At 40.5% G+C, this 17,427-nt stretch carries 17 protein-coding genes; 8 read left to right on the top strand and 9 right to left on the bottom strand.

Annotation, left to right across the window (positions count from 1 at the left end):
* Nucleotides 1-26: 26 nt before the first annotated feature.
* The gene (locus tag AFM12_RS13210; RefSeq protein WP_055148997.1) at nt 27-788 is read right to left on the bottom strand and encodes a biotin--[acetyl-CoA-carboxylase] ligase; all 762 of its coding nucleotides are present in this window, start codon (nt 786-788) and stop codon (nt 27-29) included.
* Between the two features lie 94 nt (nt 789-882).
* Between AFM12_RS13210 and rsfS the strand changes: the two genes are divergently transcribed.
* Both rsfS and ftsH read left to right on the top strand, forming a co-directional pair.
* Nucleotides 883-1,281 (top strand): ribosome silencing factor, encoded by a 399-nt coding sequence (rsfS, locus tag AFM12_RS13215; RefSeq protein ID WP_055148999.1) that lies wholly within the window; start codon nt 883-885, stop codon nt 1,279-1,281.
* A 29-nt stretch (nt 1,282-1,310) separates the two neighbouring features.
* Nucleotides 1,311-3,374: an ATP-dependent zinc metalloprotease FtsH gene (gene ftsH / locus AFM12_RS13220; RefSeq protein ID WP_055149001.1), complete on the top strand. Its 2,064-nt coding sequence runs from the start codon at nt 1,311-1,313 to the stop codon at nt 3,372-3,374.
* An 81-nt stretch (nt 3,375-3,455) separates the two neighbouring features.
* Here the strand turns inward: ftsH and AFM12_RS13225 are convergent, their stop codons facing one another.
* Entirely contained in the window at nt 3,456-4,094 is a 639-nt protein-coding gene (locus AFM12_RS13225) for a DUF937 domain-containing protein (RefSeq protein ID WP_055149003.1), read from the bottom strand.
* Between the two features lie 113 nt (nt 4,095-4,207).
* Nucleotides 4,208-4,981 (bottom strand): porin family protein, encoded by a 774-nt coding sequence (locus AFM12_RS13230; RefSeq protein WP_055149005.1) that lies wholly within the window; start codon nt 4,979-4,981, stop codon nt 4,208-4,210.
* A gap of 155 nt (nt 4,982-5,136) precedes the next feature.
* Between AFM12_RS13230 and AFM12_RS13235 the strand changes: the two genes are divergently transcribed.
* From AFM12_RS13235 to AFM12_RS13245, 3 genes are all read left to right on the top strand, one after another.
* A complete protein-coding gene (locus AFM12_RS13235; RefSeq protein WP_055149007.1) occupies nt 5,137-5,769 on the top strand; it encodes a histidine phosphatase family protein in 633 nt (210 codons plus the stop codon).
* Nucleotides 5,770-5,857: 88 nt separating this feature from the next.
* Entirely contained in the window at nt 5,858-6,919 is a 1,062-nt protein-coding gene (locus AFM12_RS13240; protein ID WP_055149010.1) for a sensor histidine kinase, read from the top strand.
* Complete coding sequence (locus tag AFM12_RS13245; protein ID WP_055149013.1) at nt 6,916-7,665, top strand: LytR/AlgR family response regulator transcription factor; 750 nt, start codon at nt 6,916-6,918, stop codon at nt 7,663-7,665. The genes AFM12_RS13240 and AFM12_RS13245 overlap by 4 nt, the downstream gene beginning before the upstream one ends.
* 68 nt (nt 7,666-7,733) lie before the next feature.
* Here AFM12_RS13245 and AFM12_RS13250 read toward each other — a convergent pair whose 3' ends face one another.
* The 4 genes from AFM12_RS13250 to hisB all read right to left on the bottom strand — a co-directional run bounded on the left by AFM12_RS13250 (nt 7,734) and on the right by hisB (nt 11,391).
* Complete coding sequence (locus AFM12_RS13250; RefSeq protein ID WP_055149014.1) at nt 7,734-8,132, bottom strand: ExbD/TolR family protein; 399 nt, start codon at nt 8,130-8,132, stop codon at nt 7,734-7,736.
* A gap of 2 nt (nt 8,133-8,134) precedes the next feature.
* Complete coding sequence (locus AFM12_RS13255) at nt 8,135-8,824, bottom strand: MotA/TolQ/ExbB proton channel family protein (RefSeq protein ID WP_055149015.1); 690 nt, start codon at nt 8,822-8,824, stop codon at nt 8,135-8,137.
* 75 nt (nt 8,825-8,899) lie between these two features.
* Nucleotides 8,900-10,144, bottom strand: a complete 1,245-nt coding sequence (locus AFM12_RS13260; protein ID WP_055149020.1) for a cation:proton antiporter — start codon at nt 10,142-10,144, stop codon at nt 8,900-8,902.
* A 131-nt stretch (nt 10,145-10,275) separates the two neighbouring features.
* Complete coding sequence (hisB, locus tag AFM12_RS13265; RefSeq protein ID WP_055149022.1) at nt 10,276-11,391, bottom strand: bifunctional histidinol-phosphatase/imidazoleglycerol-phosphate dehydratase HisB; 1,116 nt, start codon at nt 11,389-11,391, stop codon at nt 10,276-10,278.
* 82 nt (nt 11,392-11,473) lie between these two features.
* Between hisB and AFM12_RS13270 the strand changes: the two genes are divergently transcribed.
* The 3 genes from AFM12_RS13270 (at nt 11,474) to AFM12_RS13280 (ending at nt 15,204) form a co-directional block, all read left to right on the top strand.
* Nucleotides 11,474-12,136 carry a GIN domain-containing protein gene (locus AFM12_RS13270; RefSeq protein WP_055149023.1) on the top strand — a complete coding sequence of 221 codons (663 nt, stop codon included), beginning with the start codon at nt 11,474-11,476 and terminating at the stop codon, nt 12,134-12,136.
* A 254-nt stretch (nt 12,137-12,390) separates the two neighbouring features.
* Nucleotides 12,391-14,082: a DEAD/DEAH box helicase gene (locus tag AFM12_RS13275; protein ID WP_055149024.1), complete on the top strand. Its 1,692-nt coding sequence runs from the start codon at nt 12,391-12,393 to the stop codon at nt 14,080-14,082.
* Between the two features lie 93 nt (nt 14,083-14,175).
* A complete protein-coding gene (locus AFM12_RS13280) occupies nt 14,176-15,204 on the top strand; it encodes an Ldh family oxidoreductase (RefSeq protein WP_055149026.1) in 1,029 nt (342 codons plus the stop codon).
* Here AFM12_RS13280 and AFM12_RS13285 read toward each other — a convergent pair.
* Together AFM12_RS13285 and AFM12_RS13290 are read right to left on the bottom strand one after the other, a co-directional pair.
* Nucleotides 15,197-15,991 carry a DUF2306 domain-containing protein gene (locus tag AFM12_RS13285; RefSeq protein WP_055149027.1) on the bottom strand — a complete coding sequence of 265 codons (795 nt, stop codon included), beginning with the start codon at nt 15,989-15,991 and terminating at the stop codon, nt 15,197-15,199. The genes AFM12_RS13280 and AFM12_RS13285 overlap by 8 nt on opposite strands.
* Complete coding sequence (locus AFM12_RS13290; protein WP_055149029.1) at nt 15,988-17,418, bottom strand: P-loop NTPase fold protein; 1,431 nt, start codon at nt 17,416-17,418, stop codon at nt 15,988-15,990. The genes AFM12_RS13285 and AFM12_RS13290 overlap by 4 nt, the downstream gene beginning before the upstream one ends.
* Between the last annotated feature and the right edge of the window lie 9 nt (nt 17,419-17,427).

Here is a 17,427-nt window from a genome sequence, read left to right on the forward strand (position 1 = left end):
CGATGGCGGTCAAATTAGAACAATTTTTAAATGATATATTCAAATTCTTTATTCCCAAATTGAATAAGTCCTAATCTGGTTTCCATTAAAAGCCTGCCGTCCTGGCCTATACCCTTTATTCTTCCTTCAAACTCCTCTCCGTTTTCCAGATATATATGCCATTCTTCTCTCCTGAACATTCTGTCAAGGTAACGTTCTTTTTGAAGAGCGAAACTCCCGTTTTTTAAATGGAGATACTCCTTTTCAATGCTTTCACATAGGGTTTCAAGAACATTTTCCTTCACAAAGGTCTGATTAGTCAAATTCTTCAGCGAAGTGGCCAAAGGCACAGAAAAGTGCTGCTGATTAATATTCACACCCACCCCTATCATACTATTTGCCAGAACATTACCTGCGATCATACTCTCAATAAGGATTCCACCCACCTTCTTCTGACCCACAAAAATATCATTCGGCCATTTTATTTTTACCTCTTCATTTTTCAAAAATACTGAAAGAGCATCAGCAATAGCCAAGGAAACAGCAACATTGAGTTTAAACTGTTCTAAAACCGGTAAAAAAAACGGTTTGTAAATTAGCGTAAATGTCAGGTTTTTGCCCGGTTCTGCATACCACTTATTGCCTCTTTGACCCTTTCCATGGGTCTGATTGTCCGTTAGTACAATTGTGCCTTCGTCCAGACTCTCGGATTGAATTTTTTGAGAGGCCCAGTCGTTAGTAGAATGACAAGTTGGCAGGTAAATGGACTTTTTGCCTGTAAAAAGAGTTTTGGGCTGAATATTGTTCAAGATGTCTTAACTTAGCTCGTTTAAAATGAGTACCTGAAAACTACAAAACAATGTCATCGGGTACTTCCGCAAAAATAGTTGTAAAAGATACTGAATGAAAAAAGAAAAGCAGCTTTCAAGCTCTGAATTAAGCCTGAATGTCTTAGAGGGGATGATTGAGAAAAAAGCAGGCAACATCATTGTCATGGATTTAAGGAAGGTGCATAATGCTATTGCAGATTATTTTGTGATATGTTCCGGTAATTCTGACACTCAGATTGATGCCATCGCAAAATCCGTTGAAGAAACCGTATACAAAAAAACAAATCAGGATCCCTGGAATCGTGAAGGTCGCCAAAACCGTGAGTGGATACTGCTTGACTACGTCGATGTCGTGGTTCATGTTTTCCAGAAAGAAAAGCGATCTTTTTACGATATCGAATCCTTGTGGGGTGATGCCGACTTCACCTATTTTGGTGAAGACATGAAGCCTTCTAAAACCCCTGTTCTCTAATCCAATAAGAATTTTATAAATCAAATTATATGTCACAAGAAAACAACTCATTACCTCCTAAACCCAAGAAAAAGACACCAATGGGGAGTGGACCGGGTTTTCAGGGCTGGATTATTCTCGCCTTAATTCTCGGAATCATTGGGGTAATGTTTTTCTCAAATAGCAAAAGCTTGTCCCCAATTAAGTATAAAGAGCTGGAGCAAATGGTTCTGGACGGGGATGTCGATAAAGTCGCCGTAGTTTCGGGAGCGGATGTAGTAGAAGTTACACTTTCATCTGAAGCCCTTCAAAAACAGGAGTACAAAACTTTGCTGGGCAATAACCGGTATACATCCGGGCCTCACATGAAAGTTGATATCGTTAGCGAAGTCGCGTTTATGACTGAATTCAATAACTTTATTAAAAACTCGAGCCTTTCAGAGACCCGCAAGACTCAGCTTTACCCTGAGCCAATTCATCGTGAGGATATCATGAACACTTTGTTCAATTGGCTTCCGTTGATCCTTTTCTTTGGTTTAATGTACTTCCTGATGACCAGAATGGCGGGTGGCGGTGGCCCTGGCGGTGCCTTATTCAATATTGGCAAATCAAGAGCAGCACTTTTTGATACGGACAATAAGGTTAAAATCACTTTTAAAGATGTGGCTGGCCTGGATGAGGCTAAGGAAGAGTTAACTGAAATTGTTGATTTCCTGAAAAAGCCGAAAAAATATACTGAGCTGGGTGGTAAAATCCCAAAAGGAGCCCTTCTCGTTGGCCCTCCGGGTACAGGCAAGACCCTGATGGCAAAGGCTGTGGCAGGTGAGGCGAGCGTTCCGTTCTTCTCACTTTCAGGCTCTGATTTTGTAGAAATGTTTGTGGGTGTTGGTGCAGCCAGAGTAAGAGACCTTTTTAAACAAGCCAAAGAAAAGGCACCATGCATCATTTTCATCGATGAGATTGACGCTGTAGGTAGACTAAGAGGCCGTGGTGCCATGCCTGGAGGTAATGACGAGCGTGAAAATACACTCAACTCCCTTCTGGTAGAAATGGACGGATTTGGGTCAGAGGCCGGAATCATCATCATTGCAGCGACAAACCGCCCTGATGTTCTTGATCCTGCGTTGCTTCGCCCGGGTCGTTTTGACCGACAAATCAGCGTAGATGCACCGGATATCAATGGTAGAGAAGCGATTTTCAAGGTTCATATGAGACCGTTGAAACTTGCCGACGAAGTAAATGCTAAAAAGCTGGCGACTCAAACTCCAGGTTTTGCTGGTGCTGAAATTGCAAACGTTTGTAATGAAGCTGCCCTTTTGGCTGCCCGCCGTGAGAAAAAGGCTGTAGAAATGATTGATTTTCAAGATGCCATTGATCGAGAGATTGGAGGTTTAGAGAAGAAAAACAAACTTATTTCTCCAGAAGAGAAAGAGATTGTGGCGTTCCATGAAGCCGGTCATGCTGTAACGGGTTGGTTCCTGGAGCATGCAAATCCATTGGTTAAAGTGAGTATTGTCCCTCGTGGTATAGCGGCCTTAGGCTACGCTCAATATCTTCCAAAAGAGCAATACCTTTACCGAACAGAGCAAATGTTCGACGAGATGTGTATGGCCTTGGGTGGTCGTGCGGCGGAAGATGTGGTTTTCGGGAAAATTTCAACAGGTGCCCTAAGTGATCTGGAGAAAATCACTAAAATGGCCTACAGCATGGTGACGATTTATGGATTGAACGATGCTATCGGCAATCTTTCTTTCTATGATTCTAAAGGTCAAAGTGAATATAATTTCACAAAGCCTTACTCAGACGAAACTGCAAATAAAATTGACGCGGAAGTTAAAAAGTTGGTTGATGAAGCCTATAAAAGAACTCGTGACCTGTTACTTGAAAAGAGAGAAGAATTAGATAAACTAGCTCAGGAGCTTCTCAAAAGAGAAATTCTTTATCAAAGTGACCTCGTTGAGCTAATCGGTGAACGTCCTTTCGACAAACCAACTGCCTATCAAGAGTATATGGATCAGAAATCTGACTCTGACGAGGAAGAAAAATCAGAAGATAGCGATCTGAATGAACCTTCTGAAGAAACTGAGGAATCGGAATCTGCCAAAGAGGCTTAATTCAAAAGATAGATAGTGACATAAAAAAGCCCTGAGTTCAAATGAACCCGGGGCTTTTACTTTCACCTATTTGAAGGTAAATTATCTTCTGCCAAAGAGACCACCAAGTAAACCTCCCAGACCTCCTTTCTTAGCACCACTATTTAACACCATACCTGCTACGTCATCCAGAATACTACCATCACCATCAGCATCAAGAAATGTCTCAATAAGACTTTGCTGCCTACTTCCCTGACCACCACCAAGAAGTCCGCCAAGAACATTAGAAAGACCACCGGCATCCTGAACACCATTTTGTCTTGCTTGCTTACCTAAGACTCCCATTAGGATCGGAGCAGCTACCTTCAGAATTTGGGAAACCTGAGCCATATCCATACCTGATTTTTGACTAAGGGCTGCTTCCACATTAGTTTGCTTACTACCTAGAATATGACCAAGAATTCCGGCACCATCGTTTACTACTGAATCATCAACACCGCCTTGGAATAAACCTCCAAGATTATCAAGGATGCTTCCGTCGTGCTTACCCATAACTGCTCCTAAAAGACCTTCAGCACCCTGCGGGCTGGAAGCATTTTTTTGCATCGCACCCATTAATACCGGCATTGCAATGCTTAGTAAGTCAGCAGTTTTGTTTTGCGGAGCCCCCGTGCTTCCACTTACACCGCTAATAATTGTTTTACCGAGGTCGCTATTTAGTAGATCTAAAATTCCAGCCATTTTTGTTGTTAAGGTTTTTTTTGTTAATACAGATCTTAAATGTAGCAAAAATAAACTACATAAATTCATGACTGATTTTCAGTCTTATTTATGACTTAACAAGCGGTGCAAAGTCACTTTATGAACCCTAATGAAAGTATAAATTGATCTGTGGAAAAGAAGAATTCTTTTGGAGTATTGGCCGGGCCAATCTCCGTTTCTGCGATATTGGCTATTCCACCTTCATAGCGAAGGTCAAAAAAGAAGGATTTGAACTCAAAACCAAGTCCAAAAACAGAATTGATAACCGGTCGGTTGAAGTAATTAAAATTAAAGTCAGGGACGGTATATGGTTTCAGTGCTTCTTGTAAAGCTTTATTTTGCTTCAAAGCAGTTGATACCACAGGCCCACCGAAGACTCTCGCATCTCTGAATCTAATTCCTAAAAGAACGGGTACATCAATCGCTGAAAAACGGGCATCCACACGATTTAAAAGATTCCCTGAACGGTCAATAAAATCAAAACGGCCGCCCTTGGTGGCATAGATAAATTCAGGTTGTAAATAAAATGAGCCTCTGATGAAACGGATAAAAGCAGCACCCTGAAAACCATTTCCAAAAGCAGAATTCGAGATCAGTTCGTCCCTGACAATAACTCCATTATTAATAAGTGGTGTCCCGTTTGCTGAGACACGAGTTACATTTCCACCGGGGGTGTTTATTTGAGTTTTACTGAATCCTCCACGAACGCCCCACTGAAACTGAAGCTCTCTTTCATTATAAGCAGCATCTTCCTCGTTTATCTCCACCGGAATAGCTGGCAAGCCCTTGGACGTATCAGGAACCATATGTTGAGAAAAAACCGGAAAGAAGCCAATAAGGCAACATGCAATAAGTAGAAATCTCATAATCCTTGAGGTTAGGATGAATGAAAAACAAAAATAACGCCATTTTGAGAACAACTCTGTTCTGAAAATGATCTACTTCTAAAATAAATTGATTTCTAAGGTTTTATCGTCATTTGCATTAATTTTGCGGCCATTGCTAATACAACAGGCACTAAATGAGCACAAAGCATATTTTTCTGATCAGACACGGCGAAACCGACTATAATAAAAGAGGTATTGTGCAAGGCAGTGGAATTGACTCAGATTTGAATGAAATTGGCAAGAAACAGGCCGAAGCTTTTTTCTCAGCTTACAAGGATGTGCCGTTTGATGCTGTTTATACCTCTGCTCTGAAAAGGACACATCAAAGCGTTAAAGGTTTTCTGGAACAGGAACTACCCCATATCATTTTACCTGGTCTCAACGAAATCTCATGGGGACATAAAGAAGGAAAGGCCCCTGACCCTAACAATGACAGCTCATATTTTCAGTTGATAGATCAATGGAGAAGGGGGGAGACTCATATACCAGCTACAGGTGGAGAAAGCCCGGAACAAGTGGCCGGAAGACAAAAAGAAGCCATTGATAGAATTTTAAAGCATGAAGATGAGAGGCTGGTTCTGGTTGCAATGCACGGCAGAGCTATGCGAATTTTATTAACCTGGCTTAGTGGATTGCCTTTGTCTGAAATGGATTGTTTCCACCACCAGAACCTTTGCCTTTATAAACTGGAATACTCTTATCTAACAAACAAGTTTCAGATTCTTGAGGCAAATAATACCGACCACCTTCAGGTTTTAGCGGTGTAGATTTTCAGCCATTTATGCATCAGTAAAACCTATGATGTAAATTAGAACTTAGTCGAAACAATTTCGCTTAACTTCGTTGCATTCATTTATGGGTTCAAAAAAAGCATATTGGATATATCAAATCGTTGGCTGGTCAGTCTACTTTCTTTCTGATCTGGCAAATAATCTTGCTTTTTTAACTTTCAATTTTGACGAATTCAATCGCATCATTGGAAGTATTGTGGTCAATGTAGCTGCGGGTGTAGCTATGACGCATATTTTCAGAGTGATATTTAAGCGTTATCACTGGATAAAACTCCCGGTTACCCAATTGGTTCTACGCAGTATTGGAGTGGTTGGTCTAATCACTTTCGTGCTTGCTGCTATTAATATTCCGATAGGTTCTGAATTCATCAATACCGAGAAAATGAACTGGGCTATCAGAGATATCTCATACATTATTAATTATGGTAAGCCGGTTCTGATTTGGGTGTTGATTTATGTTTTTTATGCTTATGCCACTGAGCGAAGGAATGCAGAAGTAGAACGTGTAAAACTTGAAGCGTCTATGAAAGAGACCGAGGCTAAAGTTTTACGTGCTCAGATGAACCCACATTTTGTTTTCAACGCTTTAAATAGCATCAGGGCACTCATTACCGAAGACCCGAAAAAGGCTAGCAATGGGATTACTCAACTCTCAAACCTACTTAGAAGCTCTTTGATAACACATCGAAGAACAACCGTAAGCTTAAAAGAAGAATTAAAAACCATAGAAGATTATCTCAGTCTTGAAAAGATAAGGTATGAAGATCGGCTGCAATCCAAATTTGACATCGCTCCTAATACGTTAAGTATTCAGGTTCCGCCAATGATGCTTCAAACTTTGGTTGAAAATGCTATCAAGCATGGAGTTCAAAAAGCTCTTCGATGGGGCTTTATTGAAATAAAAACACTTATCGAAAACAACCACCTGGCCATTATCATCAGAAATACCGGTCAATTAGAGGACAATAAGAACAAGAGAAACAGTACCGGTTTTGGTATTGAAAATACAAAGCGACGACTACATCTTTTATATGGAAATCGTTTCAAGTTTAATATTCATCAGGAAGACAAATTGACCGTCAGGGCTGAAATTTGGATTCCATTAGATCAACCAAAAGAATCATGAGAACCATCATTATTGACGACGAAAGATTAGCAAGAAATGAGCTAAAAAGACTCCTGGAAGAATTTCCCAGAATTAATATTATTGGCGAAGCGGCTAATGCTGACGAGGCTATTCCGATGATTGAAGAAATGGAGCCAGATCTTCTTTTTCTAGATATTCAGATGCCCGGAAAAGATGGTTTTGAACTTCTGGAAGCTCTTGAAGACCGCGTTCCTGATGTTATCTTCACCACAGCTTATGATGAATATGCTCTAAAAGCTTTTGAGTTCAATGCTCTTGACTATATCATGAAGCCTATTGATACAGCTCGTCTCGCGGAAGCAATTCAGAGGGTTGAAGAGGAGAAGAAAGAGGCCCAATCTGATGATAAGAGCGAACCAAAAGAAGGAGAACTCGGAGTTCATGATCAGGTTTTTGTAAAAGATGGTGAGAAATGCTGGTTTGTCAGACTTGGAAAAGTTAGGTTGTTTGAATCAATGGGAAATTATGTCAGACTCCATTTTGATGATCAGAAACCAATGATTCTCAAATCGTTGAATAGCCTTGAGGAGCGTCTTGACTCAAAAATCTATTTTAGGGCTAACAGAAAACACATCATCAACCTCAATTGGATCGATAAAATTGAGCCTTGGTTCTCTGGCGGTCTACTCGTCACTTTAAAACCGGGAGAAATAGGCCCGGGAGGTGAGAAAATAGAAATTTCAAGAAGACAGGCGATTAAATTCAAAGACCTAATGAGCCTTTGATTCAGCATATTTCAATAAAACCGAATGAAAGTGGAATATACAAAAAGAGGCCTAAGCCTCTTTTTCGTTTAATCTAGTTCAGTGGCCAACACCATTCGTATTCGAAGACGAGCTCCCATACTCATAATGTCTACCAGATCCTGAATAGTGAGACTTTGAGCCGCTCTTAAAATCACCGTAGGCTCTTCCATTCCAGCCGTCGCTGTCATCAATTCATGTTCCAGCTGTGGAAAAGGCACATTGCGACGATCAATAAAATAAGCTTTATCTTCAGTAATTGACAAGGTGATTGGCTGCTTACTTACCTCATGTGTAGCCGTATCAGCCTTCGGCAAGAGTAGTTTTATGACATTAGGGCTCCCAAGTGTTGCTACAATCAAAAAGAACAACAAAAGGAAAAACATGATATCATTAAGCGAAGCCGTTTGAACCTCCGCTTCAAAACGTCTTTGTCTTTTCAGCTTCATAATTACGAGGCGGGTTCATTAAGTGTATCCAGGAAGTCCATTACGGTAGCCTGAAGATGAATACTGAATTTATCAATCATCATATTAATACCATGATAAGCAGAGTAGGCGATCAAACCAACCACCAAACCTGAGAACGAGGCAATCATTTTCTCATATAAACCATTTGAGATGGTTTCAATGGAGAACTCCCCGGTTACTGAAATTTCATAAAAAATGCGGATGATACCGGAAATAGTACCCACGAAACCCAACGTTGGAGCCACACCCGCAATCAAACCCAAATAGCCCATATTCTTTTCCATTTTTGAGATTTCCAGGTTGGACTGAATTTCCATGGCACTTTCAATATCCTTTACCGGCCGACCGATACGAGCTATTCCTTTTTCAAGAATTCGGGAAATTGGGAGGTTTGTACTCTTACACATCGCAATAGCTGACCTCATATCTCCTCTGAGAATGTTGTCTTTGAGAGACCTCAAAAAACCGAAATCAATTTTTGAGGATTTTTTAATAAACAGATATCGCTCTGCCATTAAAAAGAAGGTTACGAAAAGCAGGATTAAAATTGGATAAACGACGAATCCGCCTTTCAATAAGAGCTCGAAATAATTAATACTGGTAGAGGAAGCCGTAAGCGTTGAATCTATCCCGGCAGCGGCCGGAACTTGAAGCAAAATGTTTTGCAACATGTGAAAAGGATTAATTTATATGAACTGGTTAACTAACTCGATGGTGCACGATAATATTATGCAAATTACAAATTTTTACGATTGATAAATCCTTTTCACAACCTTTTCAAGAGTCAGCCCCTGAACGATGATGGAGAACAGAACCACCGAATATGTAATGAACACAATATACTGTTTGGCCTCCCATTCAGCGGGTAAAGAAAGGGCCATAGCAATGGAAAGACCGCCGCGTAAACCACCCCAGGTCAATAGTAGTGGAGCTTCTTTATCAACGGCCACCCATTTCTTTGAAATACGTAGCAAAAAGTGAATAACTCCGTAACGAGCTAACAGAACAATAATAATGGCACCAATACCCGCGAGGAAATAATAGGGTTTGAACTCAAGAATGAGAATTTCAAGTCCGATGAGGACAAACAAAACAGCGTTCATCAGAACGTCAATGAGCTCCCAGAACTTGTCAACGTAAAGCTCCGTGGTTTCACTCATGGCATCTTGCTTGAGTCCGCTACTACCCATGAACAGACCAGCAACCACCATTGCCAGAGGGCCGCTGGTATGCAGAGTTTGAGCAATCAAGTAGCCACCCATCACCAAAGCTAAAGTGATCATTACCTCTACTTCGTAATCATCAATTGACTTTAACAAACGGAACATAATCCAGCCAAGACCAAGACCAAAAACGATTCCGCCAATGGCCTCCTGAATGAATAATGTTGCTACGTCACCGATAGTTACATTGCCTACTCCCAAATGAGCAATTTCCAATATCGTAAAGAAAATCACCACACCTACGCCATCATTGAAAAGGGATTCTCCGACGATATTGATCTCAATTTTCTTCGGAATATTAGATTTGGTCAGGATACCCAAAACGGCTATTGGATCGGTTGGTGAAATCAAAGCACCGAACAAAATACAATAAACGTAGCCGATCTCATGCCCTAAAAACAGAGACAAGTAATAGATCAATGTACCAATCAAAAATGTGGAGATGAGAACTCCAACGAGAGCGAACAAACCAATACTTCGCTTTTCTTCGTTGATCATTCCCACATTGGTATGCAATGCTCCTGCAAAAAGCAAAAAGGATAGCATCACATCCATCAAAACCGTAGTGAAGTCAATTCGACCAATTAAGTCTCTGGCTAAAACCGTCAACTCAGGGTTAACAAACTGAAAAAGGATCATTAACAGAGAGAAAACCAATGCCATAATCATCAAACCGATAGTGGTTGGCAGCTTCAGAAAACGGACATTGAGATAGCCGAAAAGGGCCGAAATCACAATGAGAAGTGTGAGTATTTTGAACAGTTCCATGTAGTTTATTTGAGAAGGTTCTTAAAGAAAGCCTCCGGGTTATTCCCGAAGGCTTTTCTCAAAATTCGCTAATATGTTCTCAAGAATCAAGAAATGCCGTATAAACGGCCTTCCCCTCATTTATTTGGATCTTAGAGCACACCTTTTGTACTCGGCAAGCTATCCATTGCATTGATATCCCGTTTGATGGCCATCTTGATGGCTTTGGCCCAAGCTTTAAAAATCGCCTCAATTTTATGATGCTCGTTATCCCCTTCACATTTGATGTTAAGATTGCATTTTGAGGTATCTGAGAACGATTTAAAAAAGTGCATGAACATCTCCGTAGGCATCTCCCCTACTTTTTCACGCTTAAAGTCGGCATCCCATACCAGCCATGGCCTTCCACTAAAATCAATGGCCACCTGAGCCAGAGCCTCGTCCATTGGCAAAAGGAATCCATATCTGTTGGTACCTTTTTTATCGCCAAGGGCTTTCAAAAAGGCCTCTCCAAGAGCGAGTGCAGTATCTTCAATGGTATGATGTTCATCAATATGAAGGTCACCTTTGACCTTAATTGTAATGTCTGCCCCTGAGTGCTTAGCCAACTGATCAAGCATATGATCAAAGAAGCCAAGGCCCGTATCCATTGATGCGTGCCCTGTGCCGTCCAGATTGACCTTCACATATATCTCGGTCTCTTTAGTATCCCGTTGAATCTCAGCAATTCGGGCGGGTAACTTTAAATGCTCAAAGATTTCATCCCAGTTGGTCGTAACCAAAGATATTGTGTCATCTTTTTCTTTTGCCGACGTATCTTCAGAAATCAAAATACCTTTTGAACCAAGATTATTAGCCAATTGAATATCCGTCAAACGATCACCAATGACATAGCTATTTGCCAAATCATAGTTCTCGTTGTTTATATAATGTGTGAGCAATCCCGTTCTTGGCTTGCGGGTTAGGGCATTTTCATGCTCAAAAGTGCGGTCAATTAAAACCTCACTGAAGTGAATGTTCTCACCTTCTAACGTTGTCATCATTTTCTGATGAGCCGGCCAGAAAGTTTCTTCAGGGTAAGAGTCTGTCCCCAGTCCATCCTGATTGGTGACCATCACCAGTTTGTAGTCAGTCTCCTCGGCTATTTTTCGTAAAACGGAAAGGGCTTTCGGATAGAATTCAAGTTTTTCAAGAGAATCCACCTGAAAATCTACTGGTGGTTCAATAATGATAGTGCCGTCTCGGTCAATAAATAGTACTTTCTGCATAGAAAAAGGTCTGTTCCAAAATTTTGACAAAAGTACTCATCTTCATGAGATTTCCTTAGTTTTGGAAACACCCTGTGGTCATATGAAACAGCTTATTCCTTTACTCGTCTTTTCAGCCTTCTTTTGGTCATGTTCAACTAAGAGTAAAGAAGCCTCAACCCGAGAGCCCAGACTTTCGCACGAAGCCAGATTTACCACTTTTAACATTGAAGATTTCTCGGCTGTAAAAATCAATGTTGATCTGGGCCGTTTAAAATTGACTTTGCGTCAATATGACCATCCAAAAATGGAGGTTCATAAGTCCTACCAAAAATATGTGCGTTTTGAGCCCAAAGGTGATACTTTACTAATCTACACTGAAAATACTCCTAAAAGCACTGAGGACCTTGAGGTAAAAAAATATATCAACCTCTTTCTTCCCAAGCTCAATTACCTGGAAACAAGTGTTAGTCGGGTAACTTTGGAGAGCTTTGATACACCTCGGTTGTCAGTTGTCAATAACTCCAGTGCCCTCCGACTTTATGATTGCCGCATTAAAGACTTACGTATTGAAAATCAAGGCCTCAGCAATATTCAATTAGATGGAAACAACTATGTAGAAACCATTTATTTGAAAAATAATGAGAAAAGTCATCTCAATTCAGACGCCATGGTTTTGAAAACATTTACACTTGAAAGCGAGACATTAGACAATTTAAATTTCACCAACGTCCCTGAAAACGGCTTTATTTGGAGGAAAGACTGAACAAATCTTAAAATAATACAACACAAAATACCCCAAACGAGGAAATATCAAATATTTATCTTACTTTTGCCAAAATTTTTAACCCCGTTCGGGTTCTCTGACAGCGACATTCGTTTTTAAGGGCTGAAATCTTTAAGTCCAATTTCCTTTTCAGAGCAGGCAACGGGAGACCGTGATGTTCACGAAAAGGCGTGTCGCAATCGCCTCAATACATTTTAAAGAGAAGGCTGCTAGCTGGGCAGCCCAAAAGAACTATGCAAACTGTAAAGTTTAACGAACTTCCTTTGTCTGATTTTATGCTTCAGGCAGTAGAAGAAATGGGGTGGCAGGAAGCTTCACCGATTCAATCTCAGGCCATTACACCTATTCTTAATGGACTTGACGTTATTGGTCAGGCTCAAACAGGAACTGGTAAAACAGCTGCTTTCGGTATTCCGGCCATTGAAAAAGTAGATGTGGATGACAGAACCACACAGGTTTTGATCATGTGCCCTACCCGTGAGCTTGCTCTTCAGGTAAAAGAGCAAATGTATCAGCTATCAAAATACAAAAAAGGCCTTTTCGTCACTTCCATTTTTGGTGGCGAGTCTTATGAAAGACAATTCAGAGACCTTAAAAGAGGTTCACAAATTGTGGTGGGTACGCCTGGCCGTATCATGGACCATATTGAGCGTAAAACGCTTGACCTTTCAAATCTTCAGATGATGATTCTGGATGAAGCCGATGAAATGCTAAACATGGGTTTCAGAGAAGATATTGAGAAAATTTTGAGTTTTGCTCCTGAGGAGCGTCAAACAATATTGTTCTCTGCCACGATGTCAAAAGAAATTTTGAGCATCACAAAACGCTTCCAGAACGATCCTGAACTTATCAAAGTTACCCGCAATGAAGTGACCAATGATAATATTGAACAGTTATACTTCAATGTAAGAAGAGACGCTAAAACTGAGGCCATGTGTCGTCTTATCGATGCTAATGATCTGAAACTTATGCTGGTTTTCTGTAACACTAAATCTAAAGTAGATCAGGTAGTTATGGAGCTTCAGGAACGCGGTTATTCAGCAGAAGGACTTCATGGTGATCTTCGCCAGGGTGCCCGTAATCAGGTGATGCATAAATTCAGAACGGGTAATTGCAACATTCTTGTGGCAACTGACGTGGCCGCTCGTGGAATTGACGTGAATGACGTAGATGCCGTCTTTAACTACGACGTTCCTCTTGATCTTGAATATTACGTACACCGAATTGGTCGTACAGGCCGTGCCGGCAAAAAAGGCCAAGCCTTTATGATGGTACCAAGACGTGACATGAATAAACTTCGTGATCTTGAGCGATATACCAAGGTAAAGATCGAGGAAGGCAAAATTCCAACTTTGGCAGATCTGAAAGAAATCAAAGTTCAGAAATTCAAAGAGCGTATTAAGGCAAATATTACTGATGAAGGCAACGAGCTTTTTGAGAAGTTAGTTGACGAACTTAAATCAGAAGACGTTAAAACTTACGATATCATCACTGCTCTATTGAGAATGCAAGTGGGTGATCTTGAGGTAAAAACAGGTGATGATGATCTTGCCGACGGCAAAAGAGGTGACAGATCTTCACGCTCTGCTCGTTTTGAAGGTGGCCGAAGAGAAAGAGGTGGACGTGGAGATAGAGACCGTGGTGAAAGAAGAGGGGCAAGACGTGGTACTGGTCAGGGTTCAGGGGAGCCGGGCATGGTACGTTTGTTCATCAGTCTTGGCAAAAAAGATCACGTTTCTCCAAATCATATTGTAGGTGCTATTGCAGCTGAAAGTCGTATTCCTGGTCGTGTGATTGGTCAGATTGATATGTATGACAAATTCAGTTTTGTAGAGGTACCGGAGCGTGATGTCAATAAAGTGATTACTGGTATGAAAGGTAAAACCATCAATGCCCGTCAGGCTTCCATAGAAGTAGCCAAGTAAAAACAGAAGAGTTATCGACGAAATGAGGAGGCTGGTCGCAAAAGTGACCAGCCTTTTTATATATGTCCTCAAATTTCTCCCTAATTTGAATGCATGAATGCATCAACCGCTCAAAACTTCCTGAAGAAGCTTTTTACCAAAGCAGGCCTGGACTCGCAAAAAACTTCCTCGGTCAGCCAGATTCTTTTAGAAGGAGAACTGATGGGACACCGAACCCACGGTTTACACTTGGTCATGCCTTATATAGACCATCTTCTTAAAGGCAGTATGGAGTCTGATGGCGATTATGAAATTCTCAATGAGACAGATTCAAGTCAACTCTGGGATGGAAAATACCTGCCGGGCCCCTGGCTGGTAGAGGAAGCTATTTCTAAGGCGACCAAGATGTCAGATGAGAATGGAACTGGTACTGTTGTAATTCAAAAATGTTCTCATATCGGTTGTCTGGCTGCCTATATGGAGAAAGCCACTGGAAACGGTCATATGGTCATCGTTGCCTGCAGTGATCCTGACAATGCTACCGTAGCCCCATTTGGAGGTACGACAGGTGTGTATAGTCCAAACCCATTGGCTCTTGGCATTCCAACTGAATCAGAACCTATTATTATTGACGTCAGTATGTCGACCACTTCAAATGGATTGGTTCATCAGGCGAGAAACAAAGGCCAAAAACTCCCTAACCTCTGGCTTTTGGATTCAGAAGGTAAAGCTACAGATGACCCTGACTCATTTTTTGAGGAAGAGCCTTCCACTATTTTACCTCTGGGAGGTTTAGACAGCGGTTATAAAGGCTTTGCCCTCGGTATTATGATTGAAGCCCTAACCTCTGCTCTTGGAGGTCACGGCAGAGTCAATGAACCGGGCAGATGGGGTGCCAGCACTTTCATCCAAGTGATCAATCCTTCAAAATTTGCGGGAGAGAATTATTTCAAAAAAGAAATGGAAAATCTGAAAAAGCAGTGTTTAAGCAGCAAGCCGATCGACAAATCAAAGCCTGTCCGCCTCCCGGGAAGCCGGGGCCTTGCACTGAAAAAGCATCAGTTAGAAAATGGACTTGAACTTCGGGAAGATACACTTGATGGGCTAAAGCAACTTGCTCAGAAGTTTGATCTGTCTATTTGAAGAAGTTCATTATAGGCTCGCCCCAATAGTGATCCCAGAAGACTTTAGTGGCTAACACGATGAATACAATAATTCCGATAAATAAAACTGAGACAACTCCTGATAGAAACGGCGACTTTGAAAGTGTTTTTCTTTGGATAATGAGCTCAGCCACAATCAGATTTGGCAGATAGAAGAAGAAATCCATGAAATAGTCAAATGGCCCACTGAAATTATCACCATGACCTGCCAGATCAGTCGCCGCATGCCAGAAACCATAATCCATTCGGTATAGCCATGAGCCGATAGCCAAAGCATATAAACGAATGGCCCAGGCTCTGTGTAATTCAAAATTCCCTGAATAGGCATTTCGGAAGGTCTCAACACCAGCTATCAGCATAAGAATACCATAGCCCGCAAAGCCAATATCCATGATCCAGCCGCCTATAGTACCTTTCTGAAAAATAAAAACCAGACCACCAATAGCTGCCAAAACGCAGGCCAGTATATAAATTCGACCGATCCAACGATGAACTTGCGGCCACTTTAATCTGATTTTGTGAATGAACTGAATACTTCCAAGTACCAGAATCAAACCTCCGGCGGCGAAGTGGAGGCCTATTCCATTAGTAGCCTGACGGGTATTTTGGTCATACAAACCCGGAAGAATTTCGTTCCATTGAGCGGTATTGCACTGAAGAAGAGCTTTGAAATAATAACCCAAAATATATAAACCGAAAAGACCTGAGCTGATCCAGACGGTAGCTTTTAGAACATTTTGAGTAATATGAAAAAGGTTTTTCTTCAATTGTAGATACCCTTTTGTTCACATTTAATTAAAAACTCTGTTAACAGTTCAAAGAAATTCAGCTTTGGATTGTTATCCTTCTCGATGATTTTACTTACAAAATAATTCTGTTGGAGAAATCTAATATCAACTTTAATTTCATCGGAGGAATTGGGAAGGATAAATATAGACTGGCCATTTGGGTAAATATTTGATAAAATTTGTATCCCTGTTATAATTGTCTCATGTAATGAAACCATTTGTTGAGAATTGAACTCAACATTATGAAAATCTCTGCAAGCTTTTATACTGTCAACTAAATCGATCCAGCTTTGAAATATTACTAACAAGTAGTCGACAATTAGAAAAATTGGAACTTCGCCTGAAACAATCTCTCGTTCATTAACAAATACTTTTTTCCGGCCAGAAACTATATTTTCTAAATTTTGAATTCTTCCAATATCGCGAAGGTTAACCCTTTTACGATTAATAAGTTCGGTCAAAATATAGCATAAACATTTTGTAAAAATATTTTGTGTGTTTCCTAACTGCAGTAAAGACTGATGTTTCTTCGCTAGAACGTTTGATGAATTCTCTAAAACCTGATATACATTTTTAGTTATTATAAGACTGTTGTCAAAAACAAAAACCTCATGACTATAAAATTTATCTAAATAACCATTAAAATCAACAGAAACACCATATCGGTGAGAGTATATATTCCTAATGTTAAGGACGTCGCAAACGACTATCACATGATCGAAACCAAACTTACTCCTACCAACTTTGTCAACTTGGGCTGCAAAAACATTAAGAATACGAAAAATATGTTCAGGGTCAAGCCTATCCAGATCATCAACTATTAATACAAGCTTCTTATTAGCTTCTTCTGCAGGCCTTTTAAGCGTTTCTAATAATTCTGAGATCAATTCCGTGATTAAATCTTCCTCATAAAGATTTGGAGAGGTCAGAGAAAACTCTTTTAAAAACTTAATGTGCTCATTCTTTGTATCAATTGTTATTTCCGCCTTCTTTTCATGAAGTATTTCTACAAAGTTTCGAAGCCCACTTAAAATTTCATCAACAGTTTTGCCAAGTTTTGGGATACTCTTTACAAAAGGCCTTAAGGCCTCTAAGGTTTCTTTTTGACTTAATAAACTGAGAGTTTCCCAGGAACCTACTTCCAATAAATCATATTCTATTCCCCTACCCAGTAGCTCACAAAGAATATCAAACTTGATCAAACGAAAAATGTCATCATTTGACACCACCGAGTAATTCACTGGGTATAAATGAATGGCTACATAATCGCTGTGACCTTTAAAATACTCGTTTAGAAAAGTGGTTTTCCCGATTCCAAATATTCCCGAGAATAAAATCCTTTCATTTTCAGGTAAGAGAAGATGATTTGTAAATTCTTTGTGCGGAGAAGAAACATCAAACTTCATAATAGGCCG

Source organism: Jiulongibacter sediminis (assembly GCF_001306455.1).
Lineage (GTDB): Bacteria > Bacteroidota > Bacteroidia > Cytophagales > Spirosomataceae > Jiulongibacter > Jiulongibacter sediminis.